This is a genomic window from Cupriavidus sp. HMR-1 (assembly GCF_000319775.1).
Lineage (GTDB): Bacteria > Pseudomonadota > Gammaproteobacteria > Burkholderiales > Burkholderiaceae > Cupriavidus > Cupriavidus metallidurans.
This window is the reverse complement of sequence record NZ_ANKP01000039.1, coordinates 36832-48837: the sequence shown is the minus strand read 5'-3', so window position 1 is coordinate 48837 and position 12006 is coordinate 36832. Positions and strand designations below refer to the sequence as shown.

Here is a 12006-nt window from a genome sequence, read left to right as displayed (position 1 = left end):
GACAGGCGTGCGTCCTCCAGCGTGCGCAGCGCCGCCTGCGCGGCCTCCAGGAACTGGCGGCCCTCGGCGGTCAGCCGCACCGGAAACGTGCTGCGATCGATCAGTGGCGCGCCGGCCCAGACTTCGAGCGCCTGCATCCGACGGCCAAATGCGGGCGGCGTGACGTTGCGCAACTCGGCGGCACGCGCGAGACTCCCGGCCTGGGCCAGGCAGACGAAATCTTCGAGCCAACGAATATGCATGGGGACGGCGGGAAGTGATGCCGCATTGTAACGTCGCCGACTCAGTTAGAATTTTCGCCATGGTCTCGATCAAGCGCGGCGGCACGCCCACTCCTTCCAGTCCTACCGATTCCGACTCAGCGCAGACGGGCGGCAAGGCTTTTCCCGAATACACCATCGACGAGCTGGCGCGTGTGGCCGGCACCACCGTCCGCAATATCCGCTCCTATCAGGACCGCGGGCTCATTGACCCACCCGAGCGGCGCGGCCGCGTTGGCATCTACACGCAGGCGCATCTGGGTCGACTGCGGCTGATCCACCATCTGCTGGCGCGCGGCTACACGCTCGCCAACATCATGGAACTGCTCAAGGCGATCGTCGAAGGCCACGACCTGCGATCGATCCTGGGTCTCGAGACGGCGATCAGCAGCCCCTGGAACAGCGAAGCGCCGCGCCACTACTCGTACCTGGCGCTGGCACGGCTGTTCGGCCGCGCGATCTCGCGCACGGCGCTGGCCAAGGCGATTTCACTGGGATTGCTGGAACCGGATGGCTTCGGCTACCTGGCCCGCAGCCCGCGCGCGCTGGCGGCGGGTGCCGAGATGGCCAAAGCCGGGTTTCCGCTCGAGGACGTGCTCGACATCATCGAGCAGGCGCGCGGTCACTTCCAGGCCGTGTCCGACCGGATCGTCGGCATGGTAGTGCGCGAACTGGACCGCTTCGGCGAAGGCAAGCTGCCGCCGCCATCCGAAGTGCCGCGCATCGTGGATGTGCTCTGGCGCATCCGGCCACTCGCGCTGGTGGCGCTGGAAACCGAGATGATGCGGGCGCTCGAAATCTCGGCCAACAAGTATCTCGGGGACCGCGTTGCCGCGATCCTCGAACACCTGCATGAAGAGGGAGGATCGGCGGGCGATTGATGCGCCGGCCGATCTCCCGCACGCCTGCCGCCTGCCGCTTGCCACCTACCGCGTCACGCCACGCTACGGATCGACGGCGCGCGCGTGCTGGCACCCGCGCGAATCGCCGTGTCCTCGATCTCCGAGATCAGCGGCGCGATGCGGCTGAGCTCCGCGCGATTGTCGTCATCCCAAGGATGGAACCCAGGCCGGAAGTAGGCGAACCATTCCGGAATCATCTTGCGCAGCGTGCCCGGCGATCCCCACAGGAAGTTCATCACGCTGCCAAAGCCGAGCAGCTTGTTGCGGCATGACTTGTCCGCCATCACCAGCCTGACGTGGAAAGCGAACACCATGGCCCAGAACGTCACGGTGGTGGTGAGCATCGTGAACGTTCGCACGAAGTAGCGGTACGGGCCGGGCTTCATGACCACGTTCCACACGTCGTAGGCCACGGCCTTGTGCTCGGTTTCTTCCAGCGCGTGCCAGGTCCATACCTGCCGATAGCCTGGCTCCGAATCGCCCATTTGACGCGGATCGGCCAACATGCCGGCAGCCAGCATCGCCGTGTAGTGTTCCAGCGCGATCGTGTGCGCGAGCTGCCATGATTTCGGCAGGATCTTGCGCAGCAGATTGAGCAGGCTGGCCACGCGGTTGTCGAGCTTGCTGGCAGGTAGGCCAACATCATCGAGCAAACGGTTGTAAAGAATGTGCTCGCGTGTGTGCATCGCTTCCTGTCCGATAAAGCCGGCCACGGCCTGCTTGAGTTCTGGATCGGTGATGCGGTCGCGATAGTTGCGCACGCTGTCCATGAAGAAGCGTTCGCCGGCCGGGAAGAAAATCGAAAGCGCGTTGATGAAGTGGGTGACGTGCCGGCCGCGTTGATGCCAATCGCAAATGCGCTCCGGCGGGAGATGGGGATGTACGTCGCGGCGGACAGGCATCATGATGCAAACTCCTTGCTGAATGACGGACGTGCCTCGCGTGCACCGTCCAGAAAAGGCAACAGGTCAGCGGCCACGCGCTGAGGGTCTTCTTCCATTGGGATGTGGCCAAGCCCCGCGTAACGGCGCAGCGTCACGTCGGGAATGCGGGCCGCGAACTCGGCCGCGTGCGCGGGCGGAATCCAGCGGTCGCGATCGCCCCACAGCACCAGCGTGGGCACACGCACGCCGCGCAGGCGTTCGGTATCCAACCCATCGAAATCGAGCTTCGGCACCATGCGGCCTACGGCTTCACGGCTGCCTGCGGCATAGAAGAAATCGACGTAACGACGGAACGTGGCCTCCGGCACGCGCGACGCGTCGCCATAGACATCACGCGTAGCCGCGCGGATGATCGACTCCGGCAACATCCACGGCGCCGACCAGCGCACCACGGCGTGCCGGAACAGGTCGATGTAGATCGGCAGCTTCATCGGGAAGCCTGCGGCATCGACCAGCACCAGCCGGTTCACCAGCGACGGCCGGCGCGCCGCGAGGTCCCATGCGATCAGTCCGCCGAGCGAGTTGCCGATCACCGTTGCACGCGAGATGTTCACCGCAGCCAGGAAGCCGTCGATGAACGCGCGATAGACGTCGACATCCATCGTCATGATGCGACCATGCGCGTCACGCAGCGGACCGGTGAGGCCAAACGGCGCGAGGTCGAGCCGCACCACGCGATAGCGGCGACGCAGCATCGGCATCAACCCCTCCCACGTATGCAGCGACGCGCCGAATCCGTGAATCAGCACCAGCGGCTCGCCCTCCGGCACGCCTTCCTCGGTGTAGTGGACCAGCGTGCCCATCACCGATACCCAGCGGGACGCGGGCAACGCGTGGCGGAGCGCCAGCGTTTCGCGCGACAGGCTGAACAGGCCGATGCGGCCCTGCCCGAACCAGCGCGTGAACGCACCCGGCGGCGACTGCAATGCCGCCTCACGTGAAAGCGTGGCGCGATTCATGCGCGTTCTCCGCGTGCGGGCGCGCCCGCCGTATCGGACAGCAGTCGCTTGCTCTTGCGTCGCGTATCGCGCACCACCAGCGACTGGTACGCGGCAGGCAGGATGCGGGAGAGGGCATCCGCCGCGTAGGCATCCGGGCCGATCAGCACGCGGCGCTTGTTCGCGCGCACACCGTCCAGGATCACGCGCGCGGCCTTGTCTGCCGTGGTGATGAAGAACTTCTCGAACTCCTCGCGGCCCTGCTGCGCGTCGCGCACCAGCAGCCCGTTCACGCTCGACGACACCCGGCTGGCACGCGCGATATTGGTCTTGATGCCGCCTGGATGCACGGTGGTCGCGGACACGCCGCAGTCCATCAGATCGAGTTCCTGGCGCAGCGATTCCGTGAATCCGCGCACCGCGTATTTGCTGGCGTTGTACGCGCCCATGCCGGGCTGCGCGAACAGGCCGAAGATGCTCGACGTGTTCACCACATGGCCTTCGCCGCTGGCCTTGAGATGGGGCAGGAATGCCTTCGTGCCATACACCACACCCCAGAAGTTGATGCCGATGATCCATTCGAGATCGTCGTAGGCCATGCCTTCGACCGTGCTCGACAACGCGACGCCGGCATTGTTGAAGATCAGGTTCACGCGGCCATGCGCGCGCGCCACGTCATCCGCCCAGGCATGGACGGCGGCGCGATCCGCGACATCCACGCGATGGCTGGTGATCTGCACCAAGGGCGCCACACAGCGCACTTCAGCCACCGTCTGCGCGAGGCCCGCTTCATTGCAGTCCGATATCGCCACGTGGCAGCCGGACTGCGCGAGCTGGATGGCCAGACAGCGCCCCATGCCCGAGCCAGCGCCGGTGATCGCGGCAACCTTGTTGTGGAAATCCTTCATGCATGTCTCCCGATATCGTTATGGGGTGTTGCGGTGTGGATGAGGGCGCAGGGTTGTGGATGCGCGCGATCGGATCTCAGGCGCGAGCGGTCTCGGCCTCATCGGGTAGCGGCGCGACGCCTTGTTCGCGCATGGGCCAGCGTTCGTAGTCGGCCATGCGGAAGGTCTGCGTCGCGCGCCAGAACTGCCATGTGAAACCTGGCCACAGCGTGGTGTTCTTGCCGCTGCGCGGGTCCATGTACCAGCTCGCGCAGCCGCCTGCCGACCAGATCGTGTGATCCAGCTTCTGCTGGATGCCGCGGTTGAAGCCATCCTGGATCGACGGGCGCACGTCCACGGCCTGCACGCGTTCCTCGCGCATCTGCCGCAGCGCGTCGAGCACGTAGCGCACCTGCGACTCGATCATGAACACCATCGAGCTGTGTCCCAGTCCGGTGTTCGGCCCCATGATCAGGAACAGGTTGGGGAAGCCCGAGACCGTGGTGCCGAGGTACGCCTCCGCGCCATCGCGCCAGGCATCGAGCACGTCACGGCCGTCTCGCCCGATGATCACGCCACGCGGCAGCGGATCGGTGGCGCGGAAGCCCGTGCCCAGGATGATGCAATCGGCCGGCCTGCGGCTGCCATCGCGCATCACCAGGGCGTCTGGTTCCACATGGTCGATGCCCGTGGTCACCACCTCGACATTGGCGCGTGCGAGCGCTCCGTAGTAGTCGTTGGACATCAGCACGCGCTTGCAGCCGATCGTGTAGTCCGGCGTCAGCTTCGCGCGTAGTCCGGGGTCGCGCACTTCCCGCGCGAGGTGGCGCCGCGCCATCCGCTCCACGGCCTTCATCAGCTTCGGATGCATCACGAAGCCCATCACGCGCATTTCCAGCATCCAGTACAGGCCGGCCCGTACCAGCCACTGTGTGAAGGGGAACTGGCGGAACATCCAGCGCTCCAGCGCGGACACGTCGCGATCCGGCTTGGGCATGACCCACGGCGGCGTGCGCTGGTAGAGGTCGAGGCGATCCACCTGTGGCGCGATCTGCGGCACGAACTGGATCGCGCTGGCGCCAGTGCCGATCACGGCCACGCGCTTGCCCGCCAACGGATAGTCATGGCGCCACTGCTGGGAGTGGAACGTGGTGCCGGCGAAAGTATCGAGACCGGGAATATCGGGAATGGCAGGGCGGCTGAGCCCGCCCATCCCCGAGACCAGGATCCGGGCGCGCACGCGCCGGCCATCGGCCATTTCCAGCCGCCAGACCCCAGCGGACGCGTCCCAGACGGCCTGCTTCAGTTCATGGCCGAAGCGCAAATGCGAGCTCAGGCCGAACGTCTCGGCGCTGTGTTCAAGGTAGCGGCGAATCTCCGGCTGCGGCGAGAACATGCGCGACCAGCTCGGATTCGGCGCGAACGAGAACGAGTAGAGATGGGATTGCACATCGCACGCGCAACCGGGATAGTGGTTATCGCGCCAGGTGCCGCCGACCGAACCGGCTTTCTCGAAGATCAGGAAATCATCGACGCCAGCTTGTTTGAGACGGATACCCATGGCCAGCCCAGAGAAGCCGCTGCCGATGATGGCGATGTCGCAGGCAGCGTCGTTGGGACGGGTGGGGATGAGACGGTCGGGCAGATCCACGGGTGCATTCATTTGGCGCATTCCGGTGGGTGCGCGGGTGTCGCCTTCGAAGGCGGCGACACGATCACGACACCATTGATTGTGACATTGAACGATGTCATCGTAGGTATCGCTGTGGCATGGGTCAATGCGCTGGTTTGAAGATTTGCTCTATTTTTTGGCAATTTCCAGCGGCTCTTGGCGCACATGAAACAAGGTGCGCGCCGAGAAATCCGCATCGGCGGCGGCAGTCAGTCGCGCGTTTGAAACCTGTCGGGGGGATGAAAAAAAATCCAGCGCTTCGGCAGAATCGCAACGCACCTTGGCCAGTGCGACTCGCACGGCCTGGCAACGACATCGAAAACACAAACGAAGACGGAGACACGATGCCCGTACCCGCCCCACCCGCTGTGGAGAAATCATCACGCCGCCAGTTCCTGAAGGTCGGCGCCGGGTTTTCCGCCGCGATCGCCTGCTCGGCGCTTCTTCCCTCGCTAACGGGCTGTTCGCCCGCCAGCACACCACCGCAGGCCGGCATGGCTTTCCTGCGGCCGGCTGATGTCGCGCTGTTCCGGGCACTGCTGCCAGCGGTAGTCAGCGAGCTGGAATCGGTCGACCCGGCCCAGCGCGAGAAGCGCATCGCCGCCGCCGTGCAGTTCATCGACGGGTCGATCGCGGCAATGGGTCTGAACGGCCGCGCGGAACTGCGCAAGCTGCTCGATCTGCTGGCCAGCACGCCGCTGCGCTGGGCCCTGGCCGGCCTGCGCGCGCCGTGGGACCAGGCCACGCCCGAGCAGGTGCGCGGATTTTTGACGCGCTGGCGTACCAGCCGCTTCGCAACGCTCAACGCGGGCGGCGTGGTGCTGGCCAAGCTGACCAGTGTCGGCTACTTCGTGCTGCCCGATGCGTGGGCCGCCGCCGGTTATCCCGGCCCCAATCCCGCGGTCTATCGCGCCATCCACAGCTGACACCCACCATGGCCATCAACGATATCTACAGCGCCGGCATCGCGTCCGGCTGGAAGGTGCTCGACGCCGCCACGTTCACCGCGCCGCGCACGTTTGAAACGGACGTCGCCATCATCGGCAGCGGCGCGGGCGGCGGCATTGCCGCCGAAATGTTCACCGAGGCGGGATTCAAGGTACTGCTGATCGAGGAAGGGGCACTGCGCACTTCGGACAGCTTCAAGGACATGGATGAAGCGCGCGCGTATCGCGAGCTCTACCAGGAGGCCGCCGCGCGTGCGACGTCCGATGGCGCCATCTCGATCCTGCAGGGGCGCTCCGTGGGCGGCAGCACCACCGTGAACTGGACGTCCAGCTTCCGCACGCCCCCGAAAACGCTGGCGCATTGGGCCACGGAGCACGCCGTAACCGGGCATTCCGAAGCCGAGATGGTGCCGTGGTTCGAGAAAATCGAAGCCCGCCTGAACATGGCGCCATGGTCGATGGACCCGAATCCGAACAACACCGTGCTCAAGCGCGGCTGCGAAAAGCTCGGCTGGGAATGGCACGTGATTCCGCGTAACGTGAAAGGCTGCTGGAACTCCGGGTACTGCGGCCTGGGCTGCCCGGTCAACGCCAAGCAGTCGATGCTGGTGTCGACGATTCCCAACGCGCTCGCGCACGGGGCCACGCTCGTGCATCGGCTGCGCGTACGCACGATCGACCATGACGGCAAGACCGTGCGCGGCCTCACAGGCGATGCGCTTGGCATCGATGGCTACACGGCCACCGGCGTCACGGTCACCGTCCGGGCAAGACATGTGATCGCGGCGGGCGGCGCCATCAATACGCCCGCGTTGCTGCTGCGTTCGCGCGTACCGGACCCGCATGGGCGGATCGGCCTGCGCACGTTCATCCATCCGGTGAACCTGACCATTGCCGAGATGCCGGAAAAGATCGATCCGTACTATGGCGCGCCGCAGTCGATCGCGTCCGATTATTTCCAATGGCGCGATGGCGCAACGGGGCCGATGGGCTACAAGCTCGAAGTGCCGCCGATGTTCCCGGGCATCAGCTCGGGCGTTTTCAATGCGCTGGGCGATGACCTGCGGCGTCAGATGGCCGCGTTGCCGCATACCAACGCGATGCTGGCGCTGCTGCGCGACGGCTTCGTGCCGGAGAGCCCCGGCGGGCGCGTGCGCATTGCCGACGACGGCAGTCCCGTGCTGGACTACGACGTGAGCGACTATGTCTGGGACGGCGTGCGCCGCGCCTACCTGAGCATGGCCGAAGCCCAGTTTGCTGCAGGTGCGAAACGGGTACGACCCGCTCATCTCGACGGTCAGGACTACACGAGCTGGACCCAGGCACGCGAAGCCATCGGCCAACTGCCCCTGAAGAAATTCCGCGCGTTGCTCTTCACCGCGCACCTGATGGGTGGCTGCGGCATGAGCGACGATCCCAAGCAGGGCGTGGTGAACAGCGCGGGTCGCCACCACCAGCTCGAGAATCTCTCCGTGTTTGACGGCTCGGTATTTCCAACCAGTATTGGTGCGAACCCTCAGTTGTCAGTATTCGCACTGACGGCGCAGAATGTCTCGGCCCTATCCCGAAGCATCAAGCCGTGATCCAAATCAAGTCCGTCGCAGTCGGGCTTGCAATTTAGAGGATCTATTCGAATATAAGTCTTGTGAAACGGTCGTGGCGCTGGATAGGCTCCCACAACCGTTTCAAGCATCCGTATGCCGTTAGAGCACGGAGCCACAGCGGTCGTGGATTTTTATTTTTATTGCAGGGGTCCACTGCGGTTTCATAGCGAGAGACGCCCCCATGAAGACCGGGAAAACCACGGCAGGAGACACCAAGGCTCGCATTCTTGACGCGACCGAGAAGCTGTTCATCGAGGTAGGCTACGAAGCAACATCGCTCAGACAGGTTACGTCGCGGGCAATCGTCAACCTCGCTGCCGTCAACTATCACTTCCGCAGCAAGGAAATCATGATGCAGTCGGTGCTTGGCCGCCGGCTGGATCCCCTCAACACCCGTCGCCTCGCGTTGCTGGACGCCTGCGAGGCACGCTGGCCGGGTGCCGAGATTCGCTGCGAACACGTGATGGGCGCCCTGTTCGTGCCCGCGCTCCAGATGGCGCGCGAGCCCGAGATCGGCGGCCCATCGTTCCTGCGCCTGCTAGGGCGCGTGTATTCGGATACATCCCCGTTCATCCAGTCCTGGCTGATGGGGCACTACGCACCCGTGTTCGGCCGCTTCTTCGAAGCGTTCGCCCACGCGCTGCCGGACGTGCCACGTCAGGAGCTCGGCTGGCGCCTGCATTTCGCCCTCAAGGCGTTGGCAGGCGTGCTGGCCGGCGACGAACTCGGCAACCTGATGCCGGCGTTCACGCAGGGCAGGCGGATGAGCGATGCGCAGGTGCTGGCGCAACTGACGTCGATGGTGGTGGCGGCCCTCAAGGCGCCTTCACCCGCGCCGCAGGAACTCGGTGCGCTGCAGGATGTGTTCGAGATCGGCGAGACGCAGCACGCCGACGAGCAGGCTCACCTCGCGGCGCTGGCCGCCACTGTAGAGGGCGAATCCCACGAGGCCGCGGCAGCCGCCGCAGCCGCGCTGGGACGTGCCAGACGCAGTGCGCGACAAGTGCGCAACGAGGGAGCGGCGCGAGCGGCCACCGCCAGCATGGCGGTACGCCGCGAGCACTGCGCGACCTTCCCAAGCAACCCGCTCGACGACTGGATGCGAACCCGCCCCAGGTCCTAGCCGACAAGTGAAGCGGTGGTCCTCACCGGGGCCGCCGCACACCGGCAACGAGCGGCGACGGCATCCGTCGCTATCGATACCGACAACGTGATTCGCCACGCAACTTGCGAGGCGTGACCCGTTGCGCGCCACGCATGGCGCGTCTTCACCCGCCTGCCACGGCAGCCCGCGGGAGGGCCACGTCTTGCCCGCAAAAGGAGACATGCGATGAAACAGCTATACGCGGCAGCCGCCCTCGGCGGCATCCTGGGGATTCTTGCGGCACCGCCCGGAGGCACCACGGCGTACGCCCAGGGCGCATCCGCGCCGGCCACGCAGACCCCGCGCGTCGCCACGCCATACGATGGTCTGCCCACCTCGCAGCAGGCCACGATGCTCTCGAAACAGGTAGCCAGCGGCGAGCTTGCCGCGCAATCCGACGCGCAGGTACTGGCCACGTTCGATGCGCTGCAGCCCGAAGCCATCCTGACGTGGGCACGCGCGGAAATGAATCGCTACCCCGAGTACGAATACTCGATGACGCGCCAGGAACGACTCAACGGTCAATGGCAAGACAAGCCAGCGCGCATGATGATCCGCTACCGCCATATGCCACGCCAGCTCTACGCGAAGTGGCTGCCAAACGGCGTGCAGGCCGGCCAGGAAATCATCTATGACGAGACCCGTCGCAAGGACGAGATGTACGGGCACCTCGGCGGCATCATGGGCTTCACGTCGATCTGGACCGCAATCGACGGCACATTGGCCAAATCCCAGTCGAATCACACCGTGCGCGACCTCGGCTTCCAGTTCGTGCTGTCGATGCTCGAGCGCGATGCGAAGACGCTACGCGCGGCGGGGCTGCCCGAGAAGTACAGCCGCGTCGAAATCGTGCAGGAGCAGGGCGTTCGCATGGTGGCGCTGACATGGGAGTTGCCGGAAGGCGCGCCGAAGTACTACGCGAAGAAAGTGCAACTGATGTTCGATCTCAAGCACCCCTGGCCGCGCGCGGAAACCGCGTGGGACGCGGACGGCAACATGGTCGAGAAGATCGTCTTCGAGAAGGCCCAGAAAAAGACCTTCGACGCATCGACGTTCGATCCCTCGAACAGCGAATACAAGTTCTGAAGATGCCGAATGTGGGCCATCCCGTCCGTTTGAATTGGCGTGCCATGCATGGCAAACGCGGTTTGAACAATGACGGGAGAGGCTTGCGTGACAACGGCACGCCGCGCGGCCACGGTGTTTGGAACGAGCGCTCTATTGCGCTCGACCGCTTGAAACGCGAGATTCCGACGCACCGTGAGCTATCCCGGCAATCGCCGGAGCGCCGGTCATAACGACAAGGAGACAACCATGCAGATGTCGCATGCTCGACACGCATTTTTTGCTGTTGCAGGGGTAAGCCTGACTATGACGCTCGCTGCCTGCGGCGGCGGTGGAGATGGCGATGCCTCCAGTAGCGCAACGCCAGCCGCCGCTGCGCAGCAATGCGCCACCGTCGGCAACTGTCCCACTTCAGGGGCTACCGAAAACCAGCCCGTGGCCTCGCTGTGCCCAAGCACACTCGATTACGGCACCACGTACACCGGCGGTTCCGGCGCGGGCGAATTCCTGAAAATGCAGTTCGATTCAACCAAGGGCACGTACCAGATCACGATCATCGAATCGGCGGTGCCCAAGGCGCCGGGAACGGTATCGCCGACACGCGCGGGCGTCACGCTGACTGGCACGATGACGCATCCGACCCGACCGCTGCCGACTGCGGCGCAGAACAACTGCGCGTATGAACTGAAAACGGCCACCGCATCCGACGGCGCATCGCAGGCCATCATCGACCCCGCCAATCCGCCGATCATCTTCATCGGCAATGGCGTGGCGGGCGGCGGCATTCCTGGCGCGACGATCCAGTATGGCGGCCTGCTGGGGCTCGGCAAGATCCCACAGCGCACGTTCCCGATGTACCCGGTGCTGGCATTTGCGCAGACGGAGACCGACTTCAGCAAGGTCGCGGGCACGTACAACCTGCTCGGCTATCACCTGGTACCGTCCGGCGGCAAGTTGACTGGCGCCACGAACTACGCGCCCGCTACTGCCAACACCGTGGAAACGCTCAACGCCGACGGATCATGCGCGCCGGCCAGCGGCGGGTCCTGCCTGTCGACGGGCCAACCCTGGCATTTGCGTGCCGGTAACGATGGCGCGTTCGGCAGTGACAACGATGGCGGGGCGGGCAGCCAGCCTTATCCACACTTCTATGCCAACGCGCTCGCGCCCGCGAACGCACGCGCACGCGGCGTGCTGGTGGTCGGCAAGCTCGAGGGCAAACAGGTACCGCTGCTGGTCCGCGTGGGCTACGCCTACATCAACGGACTGGACATCAGGGTCGACGACGAATCCGGCCTGGCCCTGATGACGCCAACCTCCACGGCCACCCAGGCCAGCATGCAGGGCAGCTACATCGGCTCGGGCAGCGACTTCAAGTACCTGTCTTCGACGGTCCAGAACAACCTCGTTGCGTTGATCGACCCGCAGGACCCGTCGCTCAAGCCGGTCGGCGGATTCCAGATGGACTTCACGCAGGCCACGCGGCCCGGCGTGGTAGCCACTGTCGACAACAGCGGCGTCACGGGATCGGTCGTCACTACTGGCCCCGTGTATGCCCACCTGTTCGGCCCCGCAGCAGATCCAACGTTCCGTGTCAGCGCGCTGGCCAGCCGCTGACGCAAAACATCCACTGCCTCACACCT

At 65.1% G+C, this 12006-nt stretch carries 12 protein-coding genes; 6 read left to right on the top strand and 6 right to left on the bottom strand.

What is annotated here, in order from left to right; translation table 11 throughout:
* The coding region (locus D769_RS05360; RefSeq protein WP_008642815.1) for a LysR family transcriptional regulator at nucleotides 1-242 on the bottom strand (242 nt) is incomplete at its 3' end.
* Between the two features lie 59 nt (nucleotides 243-301).
* On the opposite strand from D769_RS05360, the gene D769_RS05355 reads away from it, so the two are divergent.
* Nucleotides 302-1141 (top strand): MerR family transcriptional regulator, encoded by an 840-nt coding sequence (locus tag D769_RS05355; protein ID WP_008642813.1) that lies wholly within the window; start codon nucleotides 302-304, stop codon nucleotides 1139-1141.
* A 53-nt stretch (nucleotides 1142-1194) separates the two neighbouring features.
* On the opposite strand, the gene D769_RS05350 is transcribed toward D769_RS05355, so the two are convergent.
* The 5 genes from D769_RS05350 to D769_RS32235 all read right to left on the bottom strand — a co-directional run bounded on the left by D769_RS05350 (nucleotide 1195) and on the right by D769_RS32235 (nucleotide 5903).
* Nucleotides 1195-2067, bottom strand: coding sequence for a metal-dependent hydrolase (locus D769_RS05350; RefSeq protein ID WP_008642812.1), 873 nt, complete (start codon nucleotides 2065-2067; stop codon nucleotides 1195-1197).
* Nucleotides 2064-3065 carry an alpha/beta hydrolase gene (locus tag D769_RS05345; protein WP_008642809.1) on the bottom strand — a complete coding sequence of 334 codons (1002 nt, stop codon included), beginning with the start codon at nucleotides 3063-3065 and terminating at the stop codon, nucleotides 2064-2066. The genes D769_RS05350 and D769_RS05345 overlap by 4 nt, the downstream gene beginning before the upstream one ends.
* Nucleotides 3062-3952 carry an SDR family NAD(P)-dependent oxidoreductase gene (locus tag D769_RS05340; RefSeq protein WP_008642807.1) on the bottom strand — a complete coding sequence of 297 codons (891 nt, stop codon included), beginning with the start codon at nucleotides 3950-3952 and terminating at the stop codon, nucleotides 3062-3064. Before D769_RS05340 ends, D769_RS05345 begins: the two co-directional genes overlap by 4 nt.
* Nucleotides 3953-4028: 76 nt before the next feature.
* Complete coding sequence (locus D769_RS05335) at nucleotides 4029-5594, bottom strand: NAD(P)/FAD-dependent oxidoreductase (protein ID WP_008642804.1); 1566 nt, start codon at nucleotides 5592-5594, stop codon at nucleotides 4029-4031.
* A 138-nt stretch (nucleotides 5595-5732) separates the two neighbouring features.
* Nucleotides 5733-5903, bottom strand: coding sequence for a hypothetical protein (locus D769_RS32235; RefSeq protein ID WP_160172179.1), 171 nt, complete (start codon nucleotides 5901-5903; stop codon nucleotides 5733-5735).
* Between the two features lie 44 nt (nucleotides 5904-5947).
* On the opposite strand from D769_RS32235, the gene D769_RS05330 reads away from it, so the two are divergent.
* The 5 genes from D769_RS05330 (at nucleotide 5948) to D769_RS05310 (ending at nucleotide 11980) form a co-directional block, all read left to right on the top strand.
* A complete protein-coding gene (locus D769_RS05330) occupies nucleotides 5948-6529 on the top strand; it encodes a hypothetical protein (RefSeq protein ID WP_008642802.1) in 582 nt (193 codons plus the stop codon).
* Between the two features lie 8 nt (nucleotides 6530-6537).
* On the top strand, nucleotides 6538-8133 hold the full coding sequence (locus D769_RS05325) for a GMC family oxidoreductase (protein WP_008642800.1): 1596 nt from the start codon (nucleotides 6538-6540) through the stop codon (nucleotides 8131-8133).
* A gap of 202 nt (nucleotides 8134-8335) precedes the next feature.
* Nucleotides 8336-9277, top strand: coding sequence for a TetR/AcrR family transcriptional regulator (locus D769_RS05320; protein WP_008642798.1), 942 nt, complete (start codon nucleotides 8336-8338; stop codon nucleotides 9275-9277).
* A gap of 207 nt (nucleotides 9278-9484) precedes the next feature.
* Entirely contained in the window at nucleotides 9485-10384 is a 900-nt protein-coding gene (locus D769_RS05315; protein WP_008642796.1) for a DUF1571 domain-containing protein, read from the top strand.
* Between the two features lie 285 nt (nucleotides 10385-10669).
* On the top strand, nucleotides 10670-11980 hold the full coding sequence (locus D769_RS05310) for a DUF2957 domain-containing protein (protein ID WP_241227839.1): 1311 nt from the start codon (nucleotides 10670-10672) through the stop codon (nucleotides 11978-11980).
* Nucleotides 11981-12006: the final 26 nt, after the last annotated feature.

Bases quoted from the DNA above. Each gene is read 5' to 3' on its own strand.
- D769_RS05325 (WP_008642800.1), top strand. From the start codon at position 6,538: ATGGCCATCAACGATATCTACAGCGCCGGCATCGCGTCCGGCTGGAAG.
- D769_RS05350 (WP_008642812.1), bottom strand. From the start codon at position 2,067: ATGATGCCTGTCCGCCGCGACGTACATCCCCATCTCCCGCCGGAGCGC.
- D769_RS05315 (WP_008642796.1), top strand. From the start codon at position 9,485: ATGAAACAGCTATACGCGGCAGCCGCCCTCGGCGGCATCCTGGGGATT.
- D769_RS05340 (WP_008642807.1), bottom strand. From the start codon at position 3,952: ATGAAGGATTTCCACAACAAGGTTGCCGCGATCACCGGCGCTGGCTCG.
- D769_RS05330 (WP_008642802.1), top strand. From the start codon at position 5,948: ATGCCCGTACCCGCCCCACCCGCTGTGGAGAAATCATCACGCCGCCAG.
- D769_RS05320 (WP_008642798.1), top strand. From the start codon at position 8,336: ATGAAGACCGGGAAAACCACGGCAGGAGACACCAAGGCTCGCATTCTT.
- D769_RS05335 (WP_008642804.1), bottom strand. From the start codon at position 5,594: ATGAATGCACCCGTGGATCTGCCCGACCGTCTCATCCCCACCCGTCCC.
- D769_RS05310 (WP_241227839.1), top strand. From the start codon at position 10,670: ATGACGCTCGCTGCCTGCGGCGGCGGTGGAGATGGCGATGCCTCCAGT.
- D769_RS05345 (WP_008642809.1), bottom strand. From the start codon at position 3,065: ATGAATCGCGCCACGCTTTCACGTGAGGCGGCATTGCAGTCGCCGCCG.
- D769_RS05355 (WP_008642813.1), top strand. From the start codon at position 302: ATGGTCTCGATCAAGCGCGGCGGCACGCCCACTCCTTCCAGTCCTACC.